Annotated in this window: 26 protein-coding genes; 9 read left to right on the forward strand and 17 right to left on the reverse strand. The window is 73.6% G+C overall.

The genetic code is table 11. The features are described from left to right. Positions 1 to 19: 19 nt before the first annotated feature. Entirely contained in the window at positions 20 to 847 is an 828-nt protein-coding gene (locus ACFV9J_RS31630; protein ID WP_385359855.1) for a lysozyme, read from the reverse strand. Between the two features lie 248 nt (positions 848 to 1,095). Between ACFV9J_RS31630 and ACFV9J_RS31635 the strand changes: the two genes are divergently transcribed. Next, the gene (locus ACFV9J_RS31635) at positions 1,096 to 1,590 is read left to right on the forward strand and encodes a MarR family winged helix-turn-helix transcriptional regulator (RefSeq protein WP_385359858.1); all 495 of its coding nucleotides are present in this window, start codon (positions 1,096 to 1,098) and stop codon (positions 1,588 to 1,590) included. A 90-nt stretch (positions 1,591 to 1,680) separates the two neighbouring features. Here ACFV9J_RS31635 and ACFV9J_RS31640 read toward each other — a convergent pair whose 3' ends face one another. Then, a complete protein-coding gene (locus ACFV9J_RS31640) occupies positions 1,681 to 2,472 on the reverse strand; it encodes a hypothetical protein (RefSeq protein ID WP_385359860.1) in 792 nt (263 codons plus the stop codon). Positions 2,473 to 2,925: 453 nt separating this feature from the next. On the opposite strand from ACFV9J_RS31640, the gene ACFV9J_RS31645 reads away from it, so the two are divergent. The 5 genes from ACFV9J_RS31645 to ACFV9J_RS31665 are packed head-to-tail and all read left to right on the forward strand — an operon-like array spanning position 2,926 to position 8,809. Next, complete coding sequence (locus tag ACFV9J_RS31645) at positions 2,926 to 5,904, forward strand: nitrate- and nitrite sensing domain-containing protein (protein WP_385359862.1); 2,979 nt, start codon at positions 2,926 to 2,928, stop codon at positions 5,902 to 5,904. Next, a complete protein-coding gene (locus ACFV9J_RS31650) occupies positions 5,901 to 6,431 on the forward strand; it encodes a roadblock/LC7 domain-containing protein (RefSeq protein WP_385359865.1) in 531 nt (176 codons plus the stop codon). The genes ACFV9J_RS31645 and ACFV9J_RS31650 overlap by 4 nt, the downstream gene beginning before the upstream one ends. After that, positions 6,428 to 6,880 carry a DUF742 domain-containing protein gene (locus ACFV9J_RS31655; RefSeq protein WP_385359868.1) on the forward strand — a complete coding sequence of 151 codons (453 nt, stop codon included), beginning with the start codon at positions 6,428 to 6,430 and terminating at the stop codon, positions 6,878 to 6,880. Before ACFV9J_RS31650 ends, ACFV9J_RS31655 begins: the two co-directional genes overlap by 4 nt. Continuing rightward, positions 6,861 to 7,502, forward strand: coding sequence for an ATP/GTP-binding protein (locus ACFV9J_RS31660; RefSeq protein ID WP_164458683.1), 642 nt, complete (start codon positions 6,861 to 6,863; stop codon positions 7,500 to 7,502). The genes ACFV9J_RS31655 and ACFV9J_RS31660 overlap by 20 nt, the downstream gene beginning before the upstream one ends. A 44-nt stretch (positions 7,503 to 7,546) precedes the next feature. Further along, positions 7,547 to 8,809 (forward strand): styrene monooxygenase/indole monooxygenase family protein, encoded by a 1,263-nt coding sequence (locus tag ACFV9J_RS31665; protein WP_385359871.1) that lies wholly within the window; start codon positions 7,547 to 7,549, stop codon positions 8,807 to 8,809. Between the two features lie 152 nt (positions 8,810 to 8,961). Here ACFV9J_RS31665 and ACFV9J_RS31670 read toward each other — a convergent pair whose 3' ends face one another. The 4 genes from ACFV9J_RS31670 to ACFV9J_RS31685 form a co-directional block, all read right to left on the reverse strand. Beyond that, entirely contained in the window at positions 8,962 to 10,116 is a 1,155-nt protein-coding gene (locus tag ACFV9J_RS31670) for an NlpC/P60 family protein (protein WP_385359874.1), read from the reverse strand. Between the two features lie 103 nt (positions 10,117 to 10,219). Next, on the reverse strand, positions 10,220 to 10,543 hold the full coding sequence (locus ACFV9J_RS31675) for a hypothetical protein (RefSeq protein ID WP_121712697.1): 324 nt from the start codon (positions 10,541 to 10,543) through the stop codon (positions 10,220 to 10,222). A 67-nt stretch (positions 10,544 to 10,610) separates the two neighbouring features. Further along, positions 10,611 to 11,264, reverse strand: coding sequence for a TetR/AcrR family transcriptional regulator (locus ACFV9J_RS31680; RefSeq protein ID WP_385359877.1), 654 nt, complete (start codon positions 11,262 to 11,264; stop codon positions 10,611 to 10,613). Positions 11,265 to 11,588: 324 nt separating this feature from the next. Then, positions 11,589 to 12,527, reverse strand: coding sequence for a diiron oxygenase (locus tag ACFV9J_RS31685; protein WP_385359880.1), 939 nt, complete (start codon positions 12,525 to 12,527; stop codon positions 11,589 to 11,591). Positions 12,528 to 12,763: 236 nt separating this feature from the next. On the opposite strand from ACFV9J_RS31685, the gene ACFV9J_RS31690 reads away from it, so the two are divergent. Further along, positions 12,764 to 13,381 (forward strand): Uma2 family endonuclease, encoded by a 618-nt coding sequence (locus ACFV9J_RS31690; protein ID WP_385359967.1) that lies wholly within the window; start codon positions 12,764 to 12,766, stop codon positions 13,379 to 13,381. A 26-nt stretch (positions 13,382 to 13,407) separates the two neighbouring features. Here the strand turns inward: ACFV9J_RS31690 and ACFV9J_RS31695 are convergent, their stop codons facing one another. The 6 genes from ACFV9J_RS31695 to ACFV9J_RS31720 all read right to left on the reverse strand — a co-directional run bounded on the left by ACFV9J_RS31695 (position 13,408) and on the right by ACFV9J_RS31720 (position 19,542). Next, positions 13,408 to 14,865 carry a penicillin-binding transpeptidase domain-containing protein gene (locus tag ACFV9J_RS31695; protein WP_385359882.1) on the reverse strand — a complete coding sequence of 486 codons (1,458 nt, stop codon included), beginning with the start codon at positions 14,863 to 14,865 and terminating at the stop codon, positions 13,408 to 13,410. A 16-nt stretch (positions 14,866 to 14,881) separates the two neighbouring features. Further along, positions 14,882 to 16,255 (reverse strand): FtsW/RodA/SpoVE family cell cycle protein, encoded by a 1,374-nt coding sequence (locus ACFV9J_RS31700; RefSeq protein ID WP_385359885.1) that lies wholly within the window; start codon positions 16,253 to 16,255, stop codon positions 14,882 to 14,884. A 43-nt stretch (positions 16,256 to 16,298) separates the two neighbouring features. Then, entirely contained in the window at positions 16,299 to 16,790 is a 492-nt protein-coding gene (locus tag ACFV9J_RS31705; protein ID WP_385359887.1) for an SH3 domain-containing protein, read from the reverse strand. Positions 16,791 to 16,897: 107 nt separating this feature from the next. Further along, entirely contained in the window at positions 16,898 to 18,142 is a 1,245-nt protein-coding gene (locus ACFV9J_RS31710) for an ATP-binding protein (protein WP_385359890.1), read from the reverse strand. Beyond that, the gene (locus tag ACFV9J_RS31715; RefSeq protein WP_385359893.1) at positions 18,139 to 18,909 is read right to left on the reverse strand and encodes a hypothetical protein; all 771 of its coding nucleotides are present in this window, start codon (positions 18,907 to 18,909) and stop codon (positions 18,139 to 18,141) included. The genes ACFV9J_RS31710 and ACFV9J_RS31715 overlap by 4 nt, the downstream gene beginning before the upstream one ends. 126 nt (positions 18,910 to 19,035) lie before the next feature. Further along, positions 19,036 to 19,542: a dual specificity protein phosphatase family protein gene (locus tag ACFV9J_RS31720; RefSeq protein WP_385359896.1), complete on the reverse strand. Its 507-nt coding sequence runs from the start codon at positions 19,540 to 19,542 to the stop codon at positions 19,036 to 19,038. Positions 19,543 to 19,651: 109 nt separating this feature from the next. Between ACFV9J_RS31720 and ACFV9J_RS31725 the strand changes: the two genes are divergently transcribed. Continuing rightward, positions 19,652 to 20,455, forward strand: a complete 804-nt coding sequence (locus tag ACFV9J_RS31725) for an NERD domain-containing protein (protein ID WP_385359899.1) — start codon at positions 19,652 to 19,654, stop codon at positions 20,453 to 20,455. Between the two features lie 94 nt (positions 20,456 to 20,549). Here the strand turns inward: ACFV9J_RS31725 and ligD are convergent, their stop codons facing one another. Further along, positions 20,550 to 21,431, reverse strand: coding sequence for a non-homologous end-joining DNA ligase (ligD, locus tag ACFV9J_RS31730; RefSeq protein ID WP_385359902.1), 882 nt, complete (start codon positions 21,429 to 21,431; stop codon positions 20,550 to 20,552). 55 nt (positions 21,432 to 21,486) lie between these two features. Between ligD and ACFV9J_RS31735 the strand changes: the two genes are divergently transcribed. Then, positions 21,487 to 22,578, forward strand: coding sequence for a Ku protein (locus ACFV9J_RS31735; protein ID WP_385359904.1), 1,092 nt, complete (start codon positions 21,487 to 21,489; stop codon positions 22,576 to 22,578). A gap of 22 nt (positions 22,579 to 22,600) precedes the next feature. On the opposite strand, the gene ACFV9J_RS31740 is transcribed toward ACFV9J_RS31735, so the two are convergent. From ACFV9J_RS31740 to ACFV9J_RS31755, 4 genes are all read right to left on the reverse strand, one after another. Further along, complete coding sequence (locus ACFV9J_RS31740; RefSeq protein WP_385359907.1) at positions 22,601 to 23,161, reverse strand: hypothetical protein; 561 nt, start codon at positions 23,159 to 23,161, stop codon at positions 22,601 to 22,603. A 243-nt stretch (positions 23,162 to 23,404) separates the two neighbouring features. Further along, the gene (locus ACFV9J_RS31745; protein WP_385359911.1) at positions 23,405 to 24,151 is read right to left on the reverse strand and encodes a DUF4142 domain-containing protein; all 747 of its coding nucleotides are present in this window, start codon (positions 24,149 to 24,151) and stop codon (positions 23,405 to 23,407) included. Between the two features lie 129 nt (positions 24,152 to 24,280). Next, complete coding sequence (locus tag ACFV9J_RS31750; protein WP_385359913.1) at positions 24,281 to 24,715, reverse strand: PPOX class F420-dependent oxidoreductase; 435 nt, start codon at positions 24,713 to 24,715, stop codon at positions 24,281 to 24,283. 85 nt (positions 24,716 to 24,800) lie between these two features. Beyond that, complete coding sequence (locus ACFV9J_RS31755; RefSeq protein ID WP_385359915.1) at positions 24,801 to 25,712, reverse strand: DUF3152 domain-containing protein; 912 nt, start codon at positions 25,710 to 25,712, stop codon at positions 24,801 to 24,803. Positions 25,713 to 26,039 lie beyond the last annotated feature (327 nt).

Here is a 26,039-nt window from a genome sequence, read left to right on the forward strand (position 1 = left end):
TCGCCGTACGCGTCGTGCGTCAGCCGTTGGCGAGCGCCCGGACGCGGTCCAGCGCGCCGTTGAACTTGTTGTGGTCACCGACCGTCGGACCGGACGACGTGTACTGCCACATCGTGTAGTAGCCCCAGCCGGCCGGCAGCGTGCCCACCGTCGAGGCGTACCGGGCGATCCACAGCGGGTTGTTGGCGGCGAAGCCGCCGTAGTTGCCGGTGCACTGGGTCCACCAGCTGGTGGCCGTGTAGATCACGGCGTCCCGGCCGGTACGGGCCTTGTACGTGTTGAGGAAGTCGCGGATCCAGGAGACCATCCCGCTCTGCGACTTGCCGTAGCAGGTGGCACCGTACGGGTTCCACTCGATGTCGAGCGCGCCCGGCAGCGTCTTGCCGTCCCTGGACCAGCCGCCGCCGTGGTCGACGAAGTAGTTGGCCTGGGTGGCGCCGCTCGTCGTGTCCGGCGTGGCGAAGTGGTAGGCGCCCCGGATCATGCCGACGTTGTAGGAGCCGTTGTACTGCTGGGCGAAGTAGGGGTTCGTGTAGTACGTCCCCTCGGTGGCCTTGGCGTAGGCCCATTTGACGCCGCTGTTCCACAGGGTCGACCAGGCGACGTTGCCCTGGTGGCTGGAGACGTCGACGCCCTCCGTCTGGACCGCGCGGCCCGGGACGGGGGTGCCGTGTTCGCCGTCGTGGGCCGCGACGCCCATGCCCATGTGGGCGGAGCCGCGGGCCGGGACGTCCGCGGAGGACGCGGCGTCGGCGGGAAGGGTGAACACGAGGGAGAACGCGGCGAGCAGGATCCCGGTGACGGCGAACCGCCGTCCGCGGGCCGATCCGGATCTGTGCACGAGCATGACGTGCCTCCGATGGCTCGGTGGTGCTCGGTGGGGGATGCGCGAGTGGGGAGAACCCCTGGATGGTGTACGGATGGCGTGCGCATGCCATCCGGAGGTCCGGTGAAGACTCTACGCACGTAGAAACGGCGGGTGGAAGAGGACCGGGAGCCGCCGTTGGTCTAAGCCTGCGAAATACTTGGCGAGCTGCGGCGATGGCGGCCCGTGGCGGAAACTTTCAGGACCGGAAAATCGAGGCAGGGGCTGACGTGCACGAAGACGGGAACGGCGGCGGTCGCGGGGGCAAATCCCACCTGTCCGGCAGTGGTGTGAACCAACCTGAGTTCCTGGCCCTGGAGCGGGAGTTGACCGTCCTGCTGCGGCGGGCCCGGGCCAACCAGGGCGAGATGGCCCGGGAGGTCCACCCCGACCTGGAGTCGTCCGCGTACGGCCTGCTCGTGCGGCTCGGCGAGTGCGGCGGCCAGCGCGCCACCGACCTCGCCGCCTTCATCGGCGTCGGCAAGGCCACCATGTCCCGCCAGCTGCGGGCCCTGGAGGAACTCGGGCTCGTCGCCCGCGAGCCCGACCCCGCCGACGGCCGGGCCTGGCTGGTCACCCTGACCCCGGAGGGCCAGGAACGCGTCGGCCGGGTCCGGGAGGCCCGCCGCGCCCGGTACGCCCGCCGGCTCGCCGACTGGGACCCGCGCGAGGTGACGGAACTGGCCCGGCTGCTGCACGAACTCAACCGGGGGATGGAGAAGTAGTACCGGCGCCCGTCCGTCTCACAAGTCGTCTCACAAGTCGTCTCACAAGTCGCCTCGCAAGTCGTCACACAAGCCGTCGCACAAGTCGTCTCACAACTCGGCGTAGACCACCGTCGCGTCGTCGTGCGTCTTGCTGCGTCCGAGGAACGCCCGGCCGTCGGCGGCGTCCGCGCGCTCCAGCTCCCGCACCCGGTCCACCAGTGCCTGCGCGCCCTGCTTGCGGACCAGCGCCAGGCAGTCCCCCCAGTCGCCCTCCCCGAACTTCTCCACCCACCGCGCGGCCCCGTCCGTGAGCGCCGCCAGCGTCCGCACCGCACCGCGCGGGAGCACCCCCGTCACGGCGCGCGCCGCCACGGCGGGGTCGGCCGCGGCCGTGAAGAAGCCGCCCTCCTTGTTGCGCAGCCCGGCGTCGATCACCGCGTCGCTCACGAGGGCCGAGCGGGGCAGCCGGGCCAGCCGGTCGTCCAGGACGGGGGTGAGGGTGCCGTCGGGAGCCTCCAGCAGGAGGGCGGAGTCGGACAGGACCAGGTACTCGACGGCGGCCGCGGACCAGCGCGCGAGGACCACGGTTGCCTGCGGCGTGCGCGGGTGAGAAAGGTCACAGGTTTCCGCGTGAGCCGCCGCGGTACGCGCGATGCCGCGGGACAGGGCCTCGGCGAGAGGAAGATCCGGGAGTGAAACGGTCAGTTCGGTCAGCGCCCCACCGAGGCGCGCCGTGAACCAGGGCACGGAATGCAGACAGCCCGTCGCCGTCCGTGGCGGCGTCACACCGTCAAGGACGACGAGTGAACCACCCTGTCCCGAGGCGGGCAGTCCGACGCTCGCGAAGTCCTCGTTGGGCTGGTCGGCGAGGCCTGGTTCCGAGACGAGTTCCGTACGCATCCGGCCAGTCTGCACGACCCCTTCACAGCGTTCGCAAAAGGCTGGCACCTTCCTCGGGTTCTCCCGGAATCGAGGCGGCGACGCAGGTCAGGCGCCGGATTTGGGGTGGAATTCCAAGCTCCGGCGGCGCGTGGCGGCACATAGTGCCACCGCCTATCGCAGACGTCCAACCGGCTCGCCGGGCTGCCGTGCGGCACGCGCCAGCGGAACTTGCTCCCCAACTCCCCTCCGGGGTTCACTCCTTCGGGTGGCGGGTCGGATGATGCGCGCTCACCGCCCACCGGCACTGGGAGGGTCGGGAACCGGTGGGGGGACTGCCCCGCTCACGCGGTCTCCCCGCCCGACGCGCGGCCGGCGGCCGGGGAACAGCCCAGCGCCCGGCTGTGGGCGCACGCGCCCCCGGCCGGCCAGTTGACGGAGCGCCACCCGGGCCCACGGGTACACGAGTCAGGAATGCGAGCACCGGTGCAGAAGACGCGGCCTCGTCGCACAGGCAAGCAGACGGCCCCCGTGGGGAGCGCCGAGCGCACCCCCGGTACCTCCACCCCTCCGCAGCCGCCGGAGGCTCCCGTCGGCAAGGGCCGTGCCACCCACGTGCGCAACCGCCTCATCGTCGCGGTGGCCGTCGTGGCAGCCGCCGTCGCCGGGGCCGGAGCCCCCTCGGTCGTGGCCGCCTCCGGGCAACTGCACGACTCCCAGGAACTGGTGACGCTCGCCGAGCAGACCCAGGGCGCGCTGACCCTCGCCCACTCCCTGGCCGACGAGCGCGACGAGGTCACCCCCTACATCGCGGCCGGCCGCCCCAAGTCGAAGGCGCCCTCCGAGCAGCGCAGCGCCCGCGTCGACCGCCAGGTGGAGGAGCTGCGCGCCGACACCGACACGCCCGCCTCCCTGCGCGAGGACCTCGACGCCGTCGCCGCGCTGCGCCGCGCGGCCCTCACCGGCAAGAGCACCGCGCTCCAGGCCCACCAGGCGTACTCGGAGGCGATCACCGAACTCCACGCCCTGGCCGAGGAGCTGGGCGAGGAGATGCCGCCCCGCGCGGGCTCCGGCGCGTACGCGCTGGCCGAGCTGGACACCGCCGTCCAGCAGGCCGCCGCCACCCGCGGCCTGCTGCTGGCGGCCCTGAACGTGCCGAGCACCACCGAGACCGTCATCGACCCGGTCACCGGCCTGCCGACCGAGACGACCACCTCCTCGGACGCCGACGCCGAGCAGCGCGACGCCCTCGCCGCCGCCGCCCAGCAGGCCCGGGTGCGCTCCGACGCGGCCCTCGCCGACTTCCGCGAGGGCGCTCCCAAGGAGGCGCGCGGCAGCTTCGACGCCACGGTCGCCGGTCCCGAGGTCAACTCCGCCGAGAAGTACCTCGCCGGCCTCACCGACGAGCCGACGCTCTCCGACCGCGACCTCGGCACCAGTACCAAGCGGCTGGACGCGGCGCTCTCCGCCCGCGTCGACGCGATGCGCGGTGCCGAGTCCGCCCTGTACGAGAAGCGCGTCGAGGCCCTGGAGCAGTTGCGCGACGACGACGTCACCGCGCTGGAGATCCGGATCGCCGTCCTCGGCGCCCTGATCCTGCTCGCCGTCGGTGTCGCCACCGCCCTGGCCCGCACCCTCACCCGCCCGCTGTCGGTGCTGCGCCGCGGCTCGGCCCGCCTCGCCGGCGCGGCGGACCCGACGACCGAGGAGCCGGTCGCCTTCACCGGCCGCAACGACGAGTTCGCGCAGGTCGTCCGCTCCGTCAACGCCCTGCACACGCACGCCGCCACGCTCGCCGGGCGGGTCGCCACGCTGGAGTCCGACCGCAAGCACCTGGTCGGCCAGCGGCAGAAGATGGCCGACGCCCGCGAGGAACTGCGCACCGAACTCGCCGAGTCCGCCGCCCAGCTGGAGGTGGTGCGCAAGAGCATCGGCTCCACCTTCGTCAACCTCGCGCTGCGCACCCTCGGCCTGGTCGAGCGGCAACTCGCCGTCATCGAGGGCCTGGAGGAGCGCGAGCAGGACCCGGACCGCCTCGCCACCCTGTTCAAGCTCGACCACTTCGCCACGGTCATGCGCCGGCACAGCGAGAACCTCCTCGTCCTCGCCGGCACCGAGCACGTCCAGCACAGCGCCTCGCCGGTGCCGCTGGTCGACGTGGTCCGGGCCGCGGTCAGCGAGATCGAGCGGTACGAGCGGGTGCGCATCGCCGCGCTGCCGCCGCACGCCCACGTGGCCGGGTTCGCCGCCGACGACCTCTCCCACCTGCTGGCCGAGCTGATGGAGAACGCCACCTCCTTCTCGCCGCCGGACCTGCCCGTCGAGGTCTCCGGCTGGCTCCTGGAGAACGGCGAGGTGATGCTCTCCGTCCAGGACGAGGGCATCGGCATGGCCACCGAACGCCTCCAGCGGCTCAACGCCCGCCTCACCGACTTCGACCCGGACGCGCCGTACGACCAGGAGGGCGAGGACGGTCTGGGGCTCGGCCTCTACGTCGTCGCCCGGCTCGCCCACCGGCACGGGGCGCGGGTACGGCTGCGGGAGCAGAAGCAGGGCGGCGTCGCGGCCGTCGTCGTCCTCCCGAGCCCCCTGCTCGCCGCGGCCCCGCCGGCCGCGCTGGCCCCGACCGTGCCGGTGTCCGACGGCACCGGCTCCTTCTCCCTGCCCGGCGCGGACGCGGAGGCCAACTCCAACGTCCTGCACGGGCGGACGGAGAAGGCCCTTCCGGCGGAGCAGCCGGAGCAGCCGGAGCAGCCGGAGCAGCCGGAGCAGACCGAGCAGGGCGCCGGGGAGGAAGCCGGCCCGGACCCCGAGCCCGGCATCGACCCGCTGGTCGCCTCGGCGGAGGAAGCCGTACGCCGTGCCGAGGCGGAGGCGGAGGCGGAGGCGGGGGCGGACGCGGAGGCGCCCGGCGCCGACACGCCGCACGCCCCGGAACCGGACGAGCGCGAAGACCCGGCCGGGCCGGCCGCCCCGGAACCCGAGAGGGAGACGGAGTCCTCCCAGGACGGCCCCGCCCCCGGCAGCGACCTCCCCGACGACGCCACGATGGCCCTGTTCCTGCCGGACCTCGCGGAACCGGAGCCCCGGCCGGAGACGGTCCCCGACCCGTACGCCATCGGACCCGACGCCCACGACCGCGCGCCGGACGAGGGAGCCGGGGGGACCGAGGACGGCTCCGAGGCCGCCGAACCCGTCACCGACAAGGGCCTGCCCAAGCGGACCCCGAAGCTCACCACCCCCGCCGCGGTGCCGCGTCCGCGCACCGCGGGTTCCGTCGACGCCGACGCGCTCCGTCGGCGCCTGGGCGGATTCCGCCGCGGGGCGGAGGCCGGCCGCCGGGACGTCGAGGCGGAGATCGCCGACCGCACCGGGCAGAACCAGGCGCCGGACGCCGGGGCGGACACAACCGAAGAAGCCACGGGGGGCACCGTCGAGGAGGCAAGCAGTTGACCGCGCCCAGTACGTTCGGACTGAGCAGTGAAGCCCGCAATCTCCACTGGCTGCTGACCAACCTCGTCGAGGAGGTGCCCGGCATCCGGTCGGTCGCCGTGGTCTCCTCCGACGGGCTCCTGCTCCTGTCCTCGGACCCCGGCCGCAACGAGGAGGCCCGGCAGGCCCGCGAGACGCCCCGGGCGGGCCCGCGCGGCTCGGCCGCCGACCTCGCCACCGTCGTCTCCGGCGTGGGCAGCCTGACCGTCGGCGCCGCCCGGCTGATGGACTTCGGCCCGGTGAAGCACACGATGGTCGCCATGGACGAGGGCAGCCTGTTCGTGATGTCGATCAGCGACGGCTCGCTGCTCGGTGTACACGGCTCGGCGGAGTGCGACATGAGCGTCGTGGCGTACCACATGGCCCTCTTCGTCGGCCGTGCCGGCCACGTCCTGACCCCCGAACTCCGCAGCGAACTGCGCAAGTCGCTGGAGCCCGAGTCGTCCGTGTCGTCCGTGTCGTCCGAGCCGACGGGGAGCGCCCGATGAGCAGCAGTCCCGAGAAGCCGGGAAAGAACGGCCGGGGGCACCTCCCCGTCCGCGGCGCCGACCGCAAACCGGCCCGCGTACGCCCCTACTCGCTCACCGGCGGCCGCACCCGCTTCGGTCACGTCCTGCTCGTCGAGACCTTCGTCGGCGCCACCGCCGGCACCGCCGCGCTCGAAGCCGCCGAGGAGCGCAAGGAACTGACGAAGGGCGGCCTCACCTCCCGCGTGATGCCGGAGATGCGGGCCATCGTCGAACTGTGCCGCCGCATGCGTACGGTGGCCGAGATCGCCGCGCTGCTGAAGATGCCGCTCGGCGTCGTCCGGGTGCTCCTCAGCGACCTGGCGGACCAGGGAAAGATCCGTGTGTACGGCACCGGTACCGGCCACGGCACGGGCCGCCCGGACCGCGCTCTGCTCGAAAGGGTGCTCAGTGGACTCCGTCGTCTCTGACGCCGCCGCGTTCGGCGTCCCCCCGCTCGTCGACACCGACGGGCCCGTACAGCCCTGGCAGACGGATCCCACCCGTGCGCCGGTCGCCACGAAGATCGTCGTCGCGGGAGGTTTCGGTGTCGGCAAGACCACGCTGGTCACCGCCGTATCGGAGATCACGCCCCTGCAGACCGAGGCGCTGATGACCGAGGCGAGCGAGGAGACCGACGACCTCACCGCCACCCCGGGCAAGCTCACCACCACCGTGGCCATGGACTTCGGCCGCATCACGCTCGACGACGACCTGGTGCTCTACCTGTTCGGCACCCCGGGCCAGCAGCGGTTCTGGTTCATGTGGGACGACCTGGTGCGCGGCGCGATCGGCGCCGTCGTGCTGGCCGACACCCGGCGCCTGAAGGACTGCTGGCCGGCCCTCGACTACTTCGAGAGCTGCGGACTGCCCTACGTCGTCGCGGTCAACCACTTCGACGGCAGCGAGCTGTTCGAGGCGGACGACGTGCGGGAGGCGCTGACGATCCCGGCGCACATACCTGTCATGATCATGGACGCGCGCCGTCGGATCTCGGCCATCGAGACCCTCTTGTCCCTCGTGGGCCACGCGCTCGACGAAACACCCGAGTAGACGACCCCCCGACCAGACGCCCTCGACCAGGAGACGGAAACCGCATGCGGAAGATACTCGTCGTCGGAGCCGGCCAGTCCGGCCTCCAGCTCGCCCTCGGCCTGCAGTCGCACGGCTACGAGGTCACCCTGATGTCCAACCGGACCGCGGACGAGATCCGCACCGGCCGGGTCATGTCGACGCAGTGCATGTTCCACACGGCACTCCAGCACGAGCGCGATCTCCAGCTGAACTTCTGGGAGTCCCAGGCCCCGAAGATCGAGGGACTCGGTGTCTCGGTGGCGGCCCCCGGCTCCTTCGACCCGGGTCCCTCGCAGCGCGCGATCGACTGGCTCGGACACCTCGACGGCTTCGCGCAGTCGGTCGACCAGCGGGTGAAGATGGCCGGCTGGATGGAGACCTTCGCCCAGCGCGGCGGCCAGCTGGTCATCCACGGCGCGGCCGTCGGCGACCTCGACTACTTCTCCCGCGCCTACGACCTCGTCCTGGTCTCGGCGGGCAAGGGCGAGCTGGTCCAGATGTTCGGCCGGGACCCGGAGCGGTCGCCGTACGGCGAGCCGCAGCGCGCCCTCGCCGTCGCCTATGTCCACGGGATGGGCCCGCGCCCCGAGCACCCGGAGACGGAGGCCGTGCGCTGCAACCTGGTGCCGGGTGTCGGCGAGCTGTTCGTCATGCCGACCTTCACCACCTCGGGCCGTGCCGACATCCTGTTCCTGGAGGGCATACCCGGCGGCCCGCTCGACGTCTTCAAGGACGTCAAGGACCCGGCGGAGCACCTCTCCCTGACCCTGGAACTCATGGAGAAGTTCGTCCCCTGGGAGTACGCGCGGGCCACCAAGGTCGAACTGACCGACGCCGGCGGCACCCTCGCCGGGCGTTACGCCCCCACCGTCCGCAACCCGGTCGGCCGCCTCCCCGGCGGCGGTCTCGTCCTCGGTGTGGCCGACGTGGTCGTCGCCAACGACCCGATCACCGGCCAGGGCTCCAACTCCGCGTCCAAGTGCGCCGCCTCCTACCTCGCCTCGATCGTCGAGCACGGGGACCAGGAGTTCGACGAGGCCTGGATGCGGCAGACCTTCGACCGCTACTGGGAGACCGCCCAGCACGTGACCAAGTGGACCAACACCATGCTGGCCCCGCCGCCGGAGCACATCCTCAACCTGTTCGGCGCGGCGACGCAGCTCCAGCCCATCGCCGACCGCGTCGCCAACGGCTTCAACGACCCGTCGGACTTCGAGAACTTCTTCTACGACCCGGCGAAGACCGAGGGCTACCTGGCCGAGCTGTCCGGCGCCGCGGGCGCGTAGGGCCTCCGGCGGCCGGGCGGGTGACCATCCGGCGGGCACGTGGCACGGCGGCACCGGCGCGCGGTTTCCCCCGCCTCCCGCGGACGCGGACACACCCGCGGAGCGCCCGGGCGGCCGTCGTTCCGGCGTCCGCCGTGCGCGGCGCCCGTAGGTCACCGGGTGGGCCCCGCGGCCGCGTACCCCGCGTCCGACCCGTCCGTCGCCCCCGCCGGGAGCCGCGGCGGCGTGTAGCGCCGTACGGGCTCCCCGCCGGGGTCGGGGCGTACGGCGCCCAGGACCGGGTTGGCGGCGATCGGCGACACCTTGACGTCGGCGCCGGGGCGGGGGGCCTGGACGACCATGCCGTCGCCGAGGTACATCGCCACGTGGGTGGCCTCGGGGAAGTACACGACCAGGTCACCGGGGCGCAGTTCGTCCAGCGGCACGTGGTCGAGGCGCGCCCACTGCTCCTGGCTGGTGCGCGGGATCGGCGTCCCGGCCCGCTCCCAGGCCACCGAGGTCAGCCCCGAGCAGTCGTACGACGCCGGGCCCTCGGCGCCCCACTCGTACGGCTTGCCGAGCTGCTCCACCGCGAAGCGCACCGCGCTCTCGCCCCCGGCGGACGGCTTGGCGTCGTCGCCGAGCGTGCCGGACGCCAGGAACCGCTCCTGGTCCTCGGCGATCCCGCTCTTCTCCAGCTCCGCCAGGGCGGCCAGCTGCTCGGGGGTGAGGGAGGCGAGCAGCTCCTCGACGGCGCGCAGGCGTTCGCGCACGCCGTCCCGTTCCCGCTCCTCCCGCTCGGCGAGGGCGGCCTGCCGGGCCAGGGCCGCGCGGGCCCGCCCGGCCAGCTCGTCGGCCTTCCTCGTGTCGCCGGTCAGCCGCCCCACCGTCTCGGCCCGCTCCTCGGACAGCCTGCCGATCACATGTCCCTGGTCGAGGGCGTGCTGCGGGTCGCGGGCGAGCAGCAGCCGCAGATAGGGCGAGAAGTCGCTGCTGTTCTGGTACTGCTGCCGGGCCAGCCGCCCGGCCGCGCCGCGGCTGTCCCGCAGCGACAGCCGGGTCCGGGTCAGCTCCGCGTTCAGCCGCAGCACCCGGGCGCGCTGCCGCTTCAGCCGCTCCTCGGTGCCGTTGTAGGTCTCGGTGGCCCGCTCCGCCTCCCGGTACAGCCGCTGGAGGTCCGTCAGCAGTCCGGCCACGGTGCGGTCGCCCGCCGCCCCCTCGGCGGGGCCGGGTGCGGGTTCGGGTTCGGCCGTGGCGGGCACGGGCGCGAGGACGATCCCGGCCGTGAGCGCCGCCGTACACACCAGACGCAGAAGCCTTCCTGACACGCCATCACCTCCGCTGCGGGGCGGCGGGTCCGCTCCGCACGGTGAGCATGTGGCGGGTCGGCGGGCTTCGCGCGCCGAGTGTGCGCGGATCGGCGCAACGGGGTCACCCGTCCGCGTCGTCCGGCTTGCCGCCCGGCGTGGCGTCTGGATCGGCGGCCGCCGGACGCTCCGGTTTCGACCAGGGCCACTTCCGGCCGGAGCCCTTCGCCCCCTCGGGGGCGTACGCGTACTTCCAGCGGGCGAACCGCAGCCCGCCCCGGGAGTCCCGGGGCACGCGCCGGTAGACGAGCACCGTGGGCGGGCCGCCGTCCGGGTCCGGGACGGGGATGCGGTACGTCTTCGGGGGGTGCCCGGTCATGCCGACCAGGACGGGCAGCACGCGTCCGTCCATGGGGCCGCCCTCGAAGGGGGTGTCTTCGCTCTTCACGGCTCCAGTGTCGGTGATCGGGGCTCGGGCGCCGGAAGCCGTCGCCCCCGGTCGGGCCGCCGTCCGGTCAGAGGTCCGCGGCCAGCGTCTCGACCAGCGCCGCGGTCTGCGGGTCGCGGCGGGCGGTGACCGTCAGTACGGCGAGGAACTGCTCCACCAGCCAGTCCCGCAGCTCGCCGAAGGGCGGCTGCTTGTCCTCGTCCAGCCAGATCAGCGAGGCCGCCTCCACCGCCGTGATCCACATCCGGACGGTCATCCGCAGCCGGGGGCCGGGCTCGGCGACGTCCAGGTGGCGCATGATGTGGTCGGCGGCGGCCCGGCGTACGCCGTCCACGATGCCCGAGGTCTGCGAGGTCTCGACCACGCTGCCGCCGCGCAGCAGGGCGCTGAAGCCGGTGTCGTGCTCGTCGACGAAGGTGAGATAGCGGTCCAGGGCGCGGGAGAGCCGGGCCAGCAGGGCGCCCTCGCGGGGTTCGTCGAAGCAGAGCCGCAGTTCGTCGGCGGCGGAGCTGAGCGCGGCCTCGTACAGCTGCTGCTTGCCGCCGGGGAAGTACCGGTACACCAGCGGCCGCGAGACCCCCGCCTGCTCGGCGACGTCGTCCAGGGAGACCTCCTCCGGGGGCCGGTGCGCGAAGAGGGCGAGCGCCGCGTCCAGCAACTGGACGCGGCGCTCCTCCACGCTGAGGCGGCGGTAGGCGGGGGTGGGGGCCTGCGGGGTCATGAACCGCAGCGTAACCCGCACGACCGGGCGCTCACCCACGTCGGCGAGGCGGACCGGCCGGACTACGCCAGCAGGCCCGAGGACCGCCACAGCCTGCGGCCGGCGCCGCGCGGGACGCCGGTGTCGTCCAGGCTGTGTTCGATGTGCGGCTCCGCCGGGCGGCGGTCAGGTGGTCGGGGGTGTGGTCGGGGTGTCAGGCCAGCGGGCCCGAGGATCGCCACAGCTTGCGGCCGGTGCCGCGCGGGACGCCGGTGTCGTCCAGGCTGTGTTCGATGTGCGGCTCCGCCGGGCGGCGGTCAGGCGGTCGGGGCTGTGGTCGGGGTGTCAGGCCAGCAGGCCCGAGGACCGCCACAGCTTGCGGCCGGCGCCGCGCAGGACGCCGATGTCGTCCAGGAAGTCGGTCAGGCGCTTCGCGCCGGTCTGCATGATCTCCTTGCGGTGGCCGCTGGCCTGGACCTGGGCCAGGGCCTCCCGCTTGTCCAGGCCGACGTTCGAGTAGACCTCGGGGTTGACGAAGGCCTTGGAGAAGACGCGGGCGAACTCGCCGGAGGTGACCCGGGTGAACTCCTGCGACCACTTCGGGGCCGTCACCATCTGCCGGCGCAGCTCCTCACGGGCGTACCGCACGTGCCGGGCCTCCTCCACGACGTGGATGCGCGTGACGCCCCGGATCAGCGGCTGGACCCGCTCGTCCGGGAAGGTCAGGCGCTGCATCCAGTCCAGGACCTCCTCGCCGAGCAGCGTGGCGGTGAAGGAACCGGGCGTGGTGGAGATCGTCTTGAACAGGCGCCCCAGGTGCTGGTGGACCGGGCTCACCGGGTACCACGGGGTCTCCCCGCGCGATATCAGCCGGGCGAACATCTTCGAGTGCCGGCACTCGTCCTCGATCTCGGTGAGCGCGTAGCGCACGTGGGCGCTCGTCGCCGACTTGTCGTAGATGTGCCGGACCAGGAGCTGCATCAGGATCAGCTCGAACCAGATGCCGAGCGAGGCGAGCGCGGCGGCCTCGTGCTGGGAGAGCGCGATGCGCTGCTCCTCGCTCATCCGCTGCCACATCGGCGTGTCGTACAGCGACACCAGCTCCGGCGGCCAGAACCACTTGCCGTCCTCGAACGGCGCGTCCCAGTCCAGCTCCTTGTCCGGGTCGAAGGAGTGCTTGGCGGACGAGTCGAGCAGCCGTTCGGCCACCTGCTCCCGGTCCTTGAGCAGGCCGAGCGCGTCGCGCAGGCCCTCGAGCGCGTCGGCTTCCGTCAGGGTCGTCATGGCTGTGTCCCACCTCGTCGAACGGATCGTGTTACCCGCGGTCACTCCAGCGTGCCGATTCTTATGAGACTGCGTGTCAGTAAGCTCGTCAATCCCCTGCGCGGAACTTGTTGACCGCGAGTAAAGGTGGACTGGTCGTCAACCGTCCGGCGTGGGTTCGCTCGAGGGGCGCTCCGTCGTCGTTCCTCCTGGGTACGCTGGCCAGGTCAGCCAGACTCCGGCACATGGGAGCGATCATGAGCGCCGCACGCGACTACGGACTGGACGACGACTACCAGTGGCCCCGTCCGCCGGAGGGCGGCTGGACGGCGGACGACCTCGACGAGCTTCCCAACCTGCCTCCGCACACGGAGCTGATCGACGGGAGCCTTGTCTTCGTGAGTCCGCAGACCCGCTTTCACCTGCGCACCATCCGGCTGCTGGAGTACGCGCTGCTCAGCCAGGCGCCGGACGCGTACGACGTCGACCGAGAGTTCAGTGTCAGGCTCGACCGACGCAATCGACCGGAACCGGACGTGTTGGTGTATCGGGCGGATGCCGACACCGGACCACGGCAGACCTGGCACCACTCCGATTCCGTTGTCCTTGCCATCGAGGTGGTGTCCGAGGACTCCCTGGAACGGGACCGGGAAGTGAAGCCGCTGAAGTACGCGGGCGCGGGCATTCCGTACTACTGGAGGGTGGAGGAGAACGAAGGGCTGCCCGTCGTCTATACCTACGAACTCGACCCAGCCACAGGTGGCTACAGCCTTACCGGCATCCATCATGACCGGATGAAGCTCAACGTTCCGTTCCCCGTCACTATCGATCTCACCGCCATCAACCGCCGACCGCCAGTTCTGCCCCCCTCCTGAACGCAGCGGCTCGGAGGGGCGCTGCCTCACCCCCCGAGAACCGCCTCCATCACCCCCCGCGCGATCGGCGCCGCAAGGCCGCCCCCGCTGATGCGGTCCCGGTCGGTCGCCGAACCCTCGACCACCACCGCGACCGCGACCTTCGGTTCCACGTCGCCGTCGCCCCGCGCCCAGGAGATGAACCAGGCGTACGGCGTGCCCGAGTTGCCCACGCCGTGCTGGGCGGTGCCGGTCTTGCCGCCGACGGTGGCGCCCGGGATCGCCGCCTTCGCGCCGGTGCCCTTGTCCACCACGCCGGTCATCAACTCCTTGAGCAGCGCGGCCGTCGAGGGGCGCATCACCTCGCGGGAGGGGCGTGACCCGGCCGCCGCCACCAGGCTGCCGCCCGCCCGCAGCGTCCGTTCCACCAGGTACGGCGAGCGCGCCAGGCCGCCGCCCGCCACCGCCGCCGCCACCGTCGCCATCTGCAGCGGCGTCGCCCGGGTGTTGTACTGGCCGATCGACGACAGGCCGAGCTGCGCCCGGTCCACGCTGGTGTCGAAGGTGCTGCGCGCGACGGGGAAGGGGACCCGCAGCCCGTCGTCGTTGAAGCCGAAGGCCTCCGCCATCGCCGTCATGCCGCGCACGCCCACGTCCACGCCGAGCTTGGCGAACACCGTGTTGCAGGACCACTCGAACGCCTCCCGCAGCGAGGCGTTCCGGCACCCGTCGGCCTCGTTCGTGAGCTTCGTCCGCGTCCCGGGCAGGGTGTACGGGTCGGGGGAGCGGGTCGGCGCGTCCAGGTCGCGGATCACGCCCGCGTCCAGCGCCGCCGCCGCGGTGACCACCTTGAACGTCGAACCCGGCGGATAGGTCCGGCTCACCGCCCGGTTGAGCATCGGCTTGTCCGGGTCGGCGTTCAGCCGGTTCCAGGTGCGGGTGGCGGCCGCGCTGTTGCCGGAGAGCAGTTGCGGGTCGTAGGAGGGGGTGGAGACCAGGGCCAGGATGCGGCCCGTGGCCGGCTCGATCGCGGCCACCGCCCCCTTGCGCCCGCCCAGCCCCTCGTACGCCGCCCGCTGCGCGGCCCCGTCGATCGTCGTCACGACGTCGCCGCCCGGGTTGTGGGCCCCCGTCACGTCGTTCCACAGCGGCAGCGGCGCGAGCGTCGGGTCGGCGCCGGACAGCAGGCCGTCCTCGGCGTGTTCGAGCAGCGTCGTCCCGTACGCCTGGGAGGCGAAGCCGGTGATCGGCGCGTACATCGGCCCGTTCGCGTAGGTCCGCTCGAAGCGCAGGTGCTCACCGGTGTCCCGGGAGCCGGTGACCGCCCTGCCGCCGACCAGGATGTCGCCGCGCGGCTGCTGGTAGCGGGCGATGTCGGGGCGGCGGTTGGCCGGGTTGTCGTCGTACTCCGGCTTCTGGACGATCTGCACCCGGGCCGCGTTGACCACCAGGGCGACCAGCAGCAGGGCGCAGAAGACGGCGGCGTGCCGGATGTTCCGGGTCATCCGAGGTGCTCCCCGCTCACGGCTCCGCCCGCCCGCCGGCCTGGCTGCGGGCCGCGTGGCTGACCCGGATCAGCAGCGCCACGATCGCCCAGTTGGTGACGACCGAGGACCCGCCCTGCGCCAGGAACGGCATCGCCATGCCGGTCAGCGGGATCAGCCCCGTCACCCCGCCCGCGATGACGAACACCTGGAGCGCGACGATCGAGGAGAGTCCGACCGCGAGCAGCCGGCCGAAGGGGTCGCGGGCGCCGAGTCCCGCCCGGTAGCCGCGCTCCACCAGCAGCCCGTACAGCAGGAAGACGGCACTCAGGCCGACGAAGCCCAGCTCCTCACCGGCGGTCGCCAGGATGAAGTCCGACTTGACGGCGAAGCCGATCAGGACCGAGTGGCCGAGGCCGAGACCGGTGCCGGTCACCCCGCCCGCCGCGAAGGCGAAGAGGGACTGGGCCAGCTGGTTCGGGCCGTGGCCCGCCTCGATGGACGCGAAGGGGTGCAGCCAGTCCTCCACCCTGCTGTGCACGTGCGGCTCCAGCCAGCCCACGGCGACCGCGCCCAGCGAGGCCAGCAGCAGCCCGACGGCGATCCAGCCGGTGCGGCCGGTGGCGACGTAGAGCAGGACCACGAACAGGCCGAAGAAGAGGAGCGAGGTGCCCAGGTCCCGCTCCAGGACCAGGACGCCGACGCTGACCAGCCACACCGCCAGGATCGGGCCGAGCACCCGGCCGGTGGGCAGTTGCAGCCGCCACACGCGGCGGCCCGCGTAGGCCAGCGCGTTGCGGTTGGCGGCCAGGTAGGCGGCGAAGAACACCGCGAGCAGCACCTTCGCGAACTCGCCGGGCTGGATGGAGAAGTCCTCGACCCGGATCCAGATGCGGGCGCCGTTCACCGCCGGGAAGAAGATCGGCACGGTGAGCAGGGCGAGCGCCGCCGCGACGCACACGTAGGCGTAGCGCTGCAGGACCCGGTGGTCGCGCAGGAGCAGGACGACCACGATGAACAGCGCGACACCCAGCGTCGACCACACCAGCTGGGCCGGGGCCGCCCGGTCGTCCGGCGTCTCCAGGTCGAGCCGGTAGATCAGCACCAGGCCGAGGCCGTTGAGCAGCACCCCGATGGGCAGCAGCAGCGGATCGGCGTACGGGGCGCGCAGCCGTACCGCCAGGTGGGCGAGGAGCGCGAGCACCCCGAGCCCGGCGCCGTATCCGGCGGCGCCGGGGGGAAGCGCGTCGTGCTGGGCGAGGCCGACGTTGCAGTAGCCGAAGACCGACAGCAGGACGGCCATGACGATGAGCGCGAGTTCGATGCCCCGGCGCCGGGGGAGCCGGGCGACGGGTGCGGGGGTGTCCGCCTGTGCCACGGTGATCCCGGTTCCGGTTCCGGCCTTGGTCATGTCCGGAACTTAACCAAATGATGCGGTGTGCACGGCGTCCGGCTCAGCACCAGCGCGGCGCGGGGCCGATGTTGTCGATGTACCGGGCCGCGCCCCAGGCCCAGGTGCCGTCCGTGAGGAGGTACCACAGCGGGTTGCCCTTGACCTTGGAGCCGGGCGTCTTGCAGTAGATGGAGACGACCTCGCCCCGGCGGGCGTACCGGATGACGTCCGAACCGCGGCTCGGCGAGGTGCGCAGGGCGAGGCGCTGGGCCGTCACGACACCCCGGTAGCGGCCCTGCTCCTGGCGGCCGTCGCTCCCGCCCCACGCGTCGCCGCCGCTTCCTCCTCCGCTTCCTCCCCCGTTTCCTCCGCTGCTTCCACCGCCGTTCCCGCCGCCGGTGACGGCGGAGGTGGAGCCGGTGTCGCCGCCCCACTCGTCGTTCGCGGCGGCGGGCGTGACGGCGACGGCGGTGGCGAGCGCGCCGGCCGCGAGGGCGGTGGCGAGGCCGCGGGCCAGGGGTGAACGCGAGGCCGGTGCGGACAGTGGCGACATGGGAGTACCTCCCGGGAGCGAACGGGTCTTCAGGTGACTAACCGCCACATTAGGAGCGCTCCGCAGGCCCCGCCCGCCGCACTGAGCCATCGGGGAAGACGCCGTGGTCAGGGCTGCTGAGGCAGCGTCAGCCGGGCCAGCGCACCGCCGCCCGGCGGATTGGTGAACTCCAGCCGCGCCCCGAGCACCTCGGCCTGCCCCAGCGCGATCGTCAGCCCCAGGCCGTGCCCCTTCGTCCCGCCCTCGGTGCGAAAGCGCTGCGGCCCGTGCGCGAGCAGGTACTCCGGATAGCCGTCCCCGTGGTCCCGCACGGTGATCACCGCACCGTCCACGGTCAGCACCACCGGCGCCCGCCCGTGCCGGTGGGCGTTCGCGACCAGGTTGCCCAGCACCCGCTCCAGCCGCCGCCGGTCGGTCTCCACCCGCGCGTCCCGTACGACGTCCACGCGCGTGTCGGTGCCCGAGCCCCGCAGGACCCGCCGGACCAGCGCGCCCAGCTCCTCCGGCTCCGTCGCCGGCCGCTCCCGCCCGCTCTCCAGCCGGGAGATCTCCAGCAGGTCCTCGGTGAGCGTGCGCAGCGCCGCCACCCGGTCCCGCACCAGCTCGGTGGGGCGGCCCGGCGGCAGCAGCTCGGCCGCCGCGTGCAGTCCGGTGAGCGGGGTGCGCAGCTCGTGCGCCACGTCCGCGGTGAACCGCTGCTCGGCGAGCAGCTTGCCCTGCAGCGACGACGCCATGGAGTCCAGCGCGGCGGCGACCGACGCCACCTCGTCCTGCGGGCGCGTCGGATGCTGCGCGCGCGGATCGCCGACCCGCGCGTCGAGGTCGCCCGCGCTGATCCGCCGCGCCACCCGCGCCGTCGTGTGCAGCCGCCGCGTCACCCGCGTCACCGCGAACGCGCCGACCAGCAGCGTCGCCCCGATCGCCAGCGCCGAGGACCACACGAGCGTGCCGTCCAGGCCGTCGATGGTGGCCTGGCCCTGGGAGTGGTCGACCCGCACCGCCAGCACCCGGCCGCCGTCGGCGGGCCCCGCCGCCCACATCGTGGGGCGCCCCGCGTACTCGGCGAGCATCGTGCCGCGCCGGCCCGAGGCGGCCAGTTCGCGCAGCGGCCGCGGCAGCCCCGCCGGGTCGATGCGGGCCCCGCGCCGCAGCGGGTCCCCCGCCTCGTAGGACTCCGTCGCCTCGCCCAGCCGGGACAGGGCCGCGTCACGCGCCTGGCCGACGGTCCGGTTGGTCACCGAGACGTGCACCAGGACGCCGAGCAGCGCGGCGAGCCCGCAGCACATCACGGTGATGAAGACGGCCGCCTTCACGGCCAGCGGTCCGGTCCACCGGGGGAGGGCGAGCCTCACCGGGCGCTCGCCGAGCGCGACACGGAGGGCGACGGCGAGGCGGGAGGACGCTTGGTGTGCCGTCCGCCGTCGTCGGTGCGCAGCATCTCGTCGCTGGTCAGCAGCATGGCCCGCTGGTCGGCGTCCCAGGTCCACTGCAGGCGGTACTCGTACCCGGCGACCTCCGAGGGCGAGCGGACGATCACCGTCCGCCCGGCCAGCTCGACCGCGCTCACGGCATCCTCGTAGGACATGACCCGCACGAGCCGGTCCTTCTCGACGGTGTAGACCCGCACGGCGGTCAGCCGGTCCGGCAGCAGCCGGAAACCCAGCGTCATCTCGGGACGCCCGTCACCGGTCAGGTCGCGGTAGTACGGCCGCAGCACCGGGCAGCCGCCGGGCTCGTCCCCGGCGCCGTCCGCGCCGCAGTCCGCCATCCGCACCGACGTCTCGTGGTACCGCGCCTTCGCGCCCGCGTAGTCGTCCGGGTGCGCGGCGATCTCGGCCCGCACCGCGGCCACCGGGTCCGCCCTGCGGATGTCGCCACCAGGCACGGCGACGCCCTTCACCGGAGCGTGCTCCACCTCGCCGATGTCGTACGCCGGACTGGACGCCGGGGTCAGGCCGGGCCACAGCCGGGCCGGATTGTGCGCGGCGGGCGTCGCCCCGGCACTCTCCAGGCCGCCGGTGTCCCCGCAGGCCGCCAGCACACCGGTCGCGGCGGTCGCCAGGAGCAGCGCGAGGGCGGCGGGGACGCGGGCGGGGCGCCCGCGGCGGCTCGGGAGCACTGCACTCCTGGGGTTCGGTGATCGGCGTCGGCGGTCCCGCACGGCCGCGGGCGGCACCGCGGGCATCGCGGCACCGCACGCGACGCCGTACGGAAGGCCATTTTGCGTGCGTACGGGCCCGCCGGGCTACTCGGCCAGATCCTCCAGCAGCCGCACGGTGGCCAGGCCGGTGCGGAGATAGGCCACGAACAGGTCGTTGTGCAGCGCCCACGGCGAGCGCCGGGCCCGGATCAGCCGGATCGCCTCCTCGGCGCCGCTGCCCCGGCGCATCAGGGTGTGCGCGACGACGAGACCGGAGCGGTTGTACCCGTGGTGGCAGCGGACGAGGACCTTGCGGCCCCCGTCCAGCGCCTCGTCCGCGGCCCGGGCCAGCCGGATCACCCCGGCGAGCTGCGTGCCGTCCAGGGGCCCGTCCGGGATCGGCCACACATGGTGCTCGACACCCTCGTCCGGCCCGTGCCCGGGCAGCCGCAGCAGTGTCTGCACGAGGTCGAACTCGTCCCGCACCACGGCGAACTCCAGCCGCCCCGCCGTCCGCCGGAACTCGTGCCCGCCCATCCACAGGCCCGGCACGATCTCGTCCCACGGCCGGTCCGGGGCCGGCACGTCCGGACCTCTCCCACGGGTACGCACAGCCACCTCCCCGGTCTCGCCCAGGGTCTGCCCAACTCATCCCGAAAGCAACCGGCTTCTTGCCCCGGCGGCACCCCGCCTGGTCCCATGGACGGGGGTGGTGATGGGCATGGACGGACTGCGCGTCGTGCCGACCCGGCGCCACGGCCGGGAACGGCTCTACGTCTGCCTCCCGGACGGCGGGAACGTCGCCTGGTACGACCGCGAGGAGGCCCGCGTCAACCTGCTGAGCGACGACCGCAGGGCCGAGGTGCTCCAGGCCCTCGGCCCCTTCGTCGCCGGCCCGGTCACGGTCGGTCCGCCGCCGGTCCCGACCCCGGCCGAGCTGGCCCGGCTCTCCCTGCACCCGGACGACGACCTGGCCCCCAACCGGCCCGGCGAGGCACTCCTGGTCGCCCTGGAGCGCGAGCCGGGGCCGGCACACCGGCTGCGCCCCGACCCGCGCCGCCGGGCGCTGGCCGCCGAGCAGGCGACCGGGACCGCCCTCGACCGCCTCGACGGCGCCGGTCCGCGCACCCTGCACTCCCTCCCGCTGCCCGGCGGCGACCGCGTCCACCACCTGCTGATCGGGCCCGGTGGGCTCTTCGCCCTGCACGTGCTGCCCGCCCGCGGACAACGGGTGCGGGTCACCGACCCGCTGGTGGCGCTGGGCCGCCGGACTCCCCGCCCCCTGCTGGACCGGGTCCGCGCCGACGCCGACCGGGCCTCCTACGCCCTGACCGCGGAGGTCCGCCCGGTGCTCGTCCTCGTCGGGCCGGCGCAGGTGACCGTCACCGCCCCGCCCCGCTCGGTGCGCGTCCTCACGGACCGGGAGCTGCCGGACCTGGCCCGGACGGGCGGGGTGCTGAAACCGGCGGACGTGGAGGCCCTGCACGCCACGGCCAGGGACCGGGCCACCTGGCAGCGCGTCTGAGGACCCGCCCGCGTCCGAGGGCCGTCCGAGGGCCGTCCCCGCCCGAGGGCCGCCTGCGTTCGATGGCCGTCCGATGGCCGTCCGAGGGCCCGGCTCAGGGCAGCGCCGCCGCCCGCCGCCGCTCGAACAGCGGTGCCAGCAGGTCGCCGTGGTCCCGCACCCGCGGCCCGACGTCCGGCGTCAGGAAGACGAACTGCTCCGCCCGCCCGCACCCGGCGACCTCCTCCCACGTCACCGGCGTGGAGACCGCGGGCACGTCGCGGGCGCGCACGGTGTAAGGGGCGGCCGTGGTCTTGCGCGCGGCGTTCTGACTCCAGTCCACGAACACCTTCCCCGGCCGCAGGCTGCGCGTCATCCGGTGCACCACCAGCTTCGGCAGCGCCCGCTCCGCCTCCACGGCGAGCCCCTTCGCGTACTCCGACACCCGCTCCGAGGACGCGCCCCGCACCCCCGCCAGCAGGTGCAGCCCCTTGGCCCCGGAGGTCTTGGCGTACGCCTCGATCCCGTCCGCCGCCAGCCGCTCCCGCAGCCACAGCGCGACCTCGCAGCACTGCACCACGGTCGCGGGCGGCCCCGGGTCCAGGTCGAACACCAGCCGGTCGGCCTCGCCGGGGTCGTCCACCGTCCACTGGTGGGTGTGGAACTCGGTCACCAGGTTCGCCGCCCACATCAGGCTCGCCAGGTCCTGCACCAGCACCATCCGGGCCGGGCCCTCCGAGCGGGGCACCTCGGCCGTGGTGACCCAGTCGGGCGTACCAGGCGGCACGTTCTTGGTGAAGAACACCTGGCCGTCCGGGCCGTCCGGATACCGCAGGAAGGAGACCGCGCGGTCCCGCAGGTGCGGCAGCAGCACCTCGGCGGTCGTCGCGTAGTAGTGCAGCAGCTCGCCCTTGGTGAGGCCGGCCGCGGGATACAGCACCTTGTCCAGGTTGCTGAGGGCCACCCGCCGCCCCTCCACTTCCGTCATCGGCGCCATACCATGAGAATCTCATGAAACAGTCACAAAACGCCCGAAAGGAACGGTGCTGCACGTGCGATCCATCTGGAACGGCGCCATCTCCTTCGGCCTGGTCAGCATCCCGATCAAGCTGGTGAACGCCACCGAGAGCCACTCGGTCTCCTTCCGGCAGATCCACACGGAGGACGGCGGCCGGATCCGCTACCGCAAGGTGTGCGAACTGGAGGACCGCGAGGTCACCCAGGCCGAGATCGGCAAGGCCTACGAGGACGCCGACGGCTCGATGATCCCGATCACCGACGAGGACCTGTCCCAGCTGCCGATCCCGACGGCCCGCACGATCGAGATCGTCGCCTTCGTGCCCGAGGACCGCATCGATCCGCTCCAGATGGGCTCCGCCTACTACCTCGCGGCGAGCGGCGCCCCGGCCGCCAAGCCGTACACGCTGCTGCGCGAGGCGCTCAAGCGCAGCAACCGGGTGGCGATCGCCAAGTTCGCGCTGCGCGGCCGGGAGCGCCTGGGCATGCTCCGGGTCGTCGGCGACGCCATCGCGATGCACGGCCTGCTGTGGCCGGACGAGGTGCGGGCCCCCGAGGGCGTCGCCCCGGAGGCCGGCGTCACCGTGCGCGACCAGGAACTGGACCTCGCGGACGCCCTCATGGACACCCTCGGCGAGATCGACCTGGCCGACCTGCACGACGAGTACCAGGAGGCCGTCGAGGAGGTCATCGCCGCCAAGGCCGCCGGTGAGAAGCCCCCGGAGGCCCGCGAGGAGGCGGCGCCCGGGAAGGTGCTCGACCTGATGGCGGCACTGGAGAGCAGCGTGCGGGCGGCGCGGGAGTCCCGGGACGGCGAGGAGGCGGGCGGCCCGGCCGAGGAGGCGGAGGTCAGACCCCTGCCGCGGCGCAAGACCTCGTCCCGGGCCCCGAAGGAGACCGGCGGCAAGAAGTCGACGTCGACGGCCGCGAAGAAGACGGCGGCGAAGAAGGCGGAGCCGAAGAAGTCGACGGCCAAGTCCGCCGGGGCCGCGAAGAAGACGGCGGCCAGGAGTCCCGCCAAGGGCGGCGACAAGAAGGCCACGGCCAGAAGCACGGCCCGGGGCGGCGACAAGGGCGCGGCCAAGAGCACCCCCAAGAAGACGGCGTCCCGCAGGCGCAGCGCCTGACCGGGAGCCGGCCGCCGCGCGGTCAGTCGAAGGTCCGGGTCGACGCGGGCGCCCGGGGTATCGCGGACGGGGCGGGTTCGAAGGCGGCGGGGCTCGCGGTGGCGGACTCCGTGGGCGCCGACGTGTCCGCGACCGAGGCCGGCGAGGACAGGGCGGGGCTTTCCTCCAGGCGCTGCCCGATCGTTTCGGCGGGGCCGCCGCCCGGGGTGGCCGGGCCGGTGGTCAGCTGCGACCACGCGGTCACGGCGAGCGCTACCGCGGCCGCCGTGCCGAGCACGCGGCCCGTCCGCCGCAGCCGGGCCCGCCCGTCCAGCTCGCGCCAGGCCGGTCCGGCCCACGCGTCCTCCCGGCGCCACGGCTCGCCGACCGTGTCGTGGGCGCGGCCGGGGTGGCCGGGGCCGTCGGCGGGAGGCTCCGGCTGTCCGCCGGGGACCCGGTCCCGGGCGGCGGGTTCCCGTGGGGCGGAGGCGTGGATGGCGCGCTCGTCGTCCTCCAGGAACAGTCGCCAGACGTACTCGGGCACGGCCGGCGCGTCGTCCGGTCCATCCGGGGTGTCGCCGCCGCCCGGTCCGGAAGCGGTCATGGTCCCGCTCCTCCTGTCGTCGGCCCCGGACGGACGCGGGCGGGAGCAGGGGAACGGCCGCCCACCACCGGCTCCGGCGCCGGATGGTCATGGCCCGGCGGACACCGTCGGCCGCCACCTGCAGAGAACGTGCGCGACCGGCGGCCCGTTCCCCGTGCCGCCGGTCGTGACTGGGTCGTAATCGTGCCCGCGTCAGGTTCGCGCGCCGCGCACCGCGCCCGGGCGGCCCCCGCCCCCGGGTCCTCAGGGAGCCGCCGGGGACGGAGTGGGCGTCGGGGAGGCGGTGTTCACGTTCAGGTCGGGGCGCGGCTTGAGCACCAGCACCCGCTCACCCGGCTGCGGCGGGGGCGGGGTGACCTTCTCCCTCGGCAGCTTCGCCGGGCCGGTCTGCTTGAAGGTGACGTCGTCGTACTCGACCAGCCCGGTCTTCTCCAGCACCGTGATGTGGTCCAGGACGGTGTCGTTGGCCAGGTCCGCCAGCTGCCGCACGAGGGTGTTCTTGGTGGAGGCCCGGATCTTGGCGATCGCCGGGAAGATCTGACCGTGGGTCACCCGCATGATGTTGACCGCCGAGGAGTCGAACTCCCCGCCGCTCTTGGCGTCCACGGCGGCCACGAAGCCCTCCTGCTGCGGGGAGGCCCGGTTGGGCAGCGTGATGCCCAACTCGGGGGAGATCTCGCGGCACATCGCGTCGAGTCCGGCGTGCCCGACGACCAGGTGCTCCCCGGCCGTCTTCATCGCCTTCGTCGTACCGCGCTCCATCACCATCTCGCCCAGCGGGTACTCCCACAGTCCGGCGGCGCGGACCTTCACCACGAAGTCGCGGTCGGCCTCGGTGAGCGGACCGAACTTCGTACTGGCCACCACCCGGTTCTGGTTGCCGTCGGCCTTGTCCAGACCGAGCACGGCGGGGAAGGCCAGCGCGGTGAGGGTCAGCGTCATCGCACCGAACAGGACGACGACTCCGATCCTGCTGCGGGACAGGCGCATGGTGCCTCCAGGGGCGACGCGATACGGGTACGCCAGGAGGTACGGAAGCGGCGGGCGGATCCTTCACCGCTCCGGTACAAATCTTCCGGGGTCGGTGAGGGACCCGCTCCCGGGGCGCCGCCGCGCCAGTCAGCCGATGTCGGCGCCGTACACGCGCTCGACCGTGATGGTGAGCAGCACCCGGCGCTCGGACACCATCGTCGACCGGTACTCGTCCCAGTCCGGGTGCTCCCCGGCCGCGGCGCGGTAGTACTCCACCAGCGCCTCGACCTCCGGTCCGTGCGGGTCGGCACCCGGACCGGTGAGGGTGGTGACGCCCTCGGCGGTGGCCCAGGACCTGCCGTCCGGGGCGGTCACCTCAAGTGTGGCCCGCGGGTCCCGGCGCAGGTTCGCCGTCTTGGCGAGGCCCTCGCGGGTGGAGACCCGGATGACGCCCGCCCCGGGGTCGTAGGCGGGCATGACGGGCGAGAGCTGCGGGCGGCCGTCCGACTTGATCGTCGCCAGTACGCCGAGCCGGCTCTCGGCCAGCAGGGCACGGGGATCGAAGCGCGGTGTGGTGGTCATGGACCGATCATCACCCCCCACCCCGGGGCCTGTCCCGCGAACCGTCCGCCGAACGCGCCGCGCCGGCCGGGGGGGGAGGGACGGCTCAGGGCACCGCCGGGCCGCCCAGGTAGTCGCCCGCCTCGTCGTAGGGCCAGGCGTTGGCCACGCACCCCTTGAGGCCCTTGATCTGCTGCATCATCGCCGGCGCGGGCCGGCCCGCTCCGGGGCACGTCTCGTGGCCGTGGCCGATGCGGTGACCGACCTCGTGGTTCACGATCAGCGCCCGGTACTCGTGGATCGGCCCGTCGAACTCCGGGGAGCCCAGCACCCAGCGCTTGAGGTTCACCACGACGTCCGTTCCGACGCTGCAGTTGACCTCGCCCCGGGTGAGCAGGCCCGCCGCGCCGCAGATCCGGTCGACGGTGCCCGGCGTGGCGATCTTCACCACGAAGTCGTAGGAGCCGCTGCTGACCAGCCGGAAGGCGTTGGTCCCGTCCCGCGTCCAGCCGCGGCGGTCGGCGAGCACCTCGGATATCTCGGCGGCGGCGGCGCTCGGCCGGACGTCGATGCCCTCCTCGACCAGGACCTTGTAGCGGCGCACCCGGCTGCCGGTGCCCACGGTCGTGCCGTCGGCCCGGGCGGTGACGAAGGTGCCGGGACCGGTCGCCGGAATGGCGATGGTGGTGGCGGAGGGCGAGGACGAGGGTGAGGCCGAGGGCGACGCGGAGGCCTTCGGCGACGGTGACGCCGACGGGGAGGGGGAAGCCGAAGGCGTCCGGGGCGAGGCGTCCAGCGCGTCCGTGACGTCGGCCACCCGGTCGTCCGTCACCGGCGGCCGGGTCTCCCGCCAGTACGCGACGGCCACCCCCGCGGTGAGCAGGACCCCACCGAGGGCGAGGCAGGCCGGCACCGCTCGGGCGGGTCCGCGGCGTCTGCGCCTGCGGGGGCGGGAACTGCGTCCGGCACCGTCCGGCCCGGTTCTTCGGCCGGCTCGGCGGGCGGTGGATCGGCCCACGGTGTGCGTCCTCTCTGCTGGTCGGCGGGGCTGGGCCCGGTCGGCCTGGCACAGCGGACTGCGGTGCTGTCGTGCCCCGAAGATCCAAGCGGACGGACGTGCGAAAACGTCCCGGTTTCCGAAGTGTCCCTTCTCACGCGGACGTTCGGTCCGTGCGGGCAACCGTTCGATCCCCCGGAACGTCTTCACCCGGAACGACTGCGTCGGGCCGCAACGACTGCGTCGGGGGGGGCCCGGGGGGATACGGGCGCGCCCCCCCCCAGGGGGGGGGGGGGGGGGGGAGCCGGGCCTGGTGCGGACCCACCGGGTGGAGACACCCGCCCAGCC

This window comes from Streptomyces sp. NPDC059906 (genome assembly GCF_042730645.1).
In the GTDB taxonomy this organism is placed as follows: Bacteria; Actinomycetota; Actinomycetes; order Streptomycetales; family Streptomycetaceae; genus Streptomyces; species Streptomyces rubrogriseus.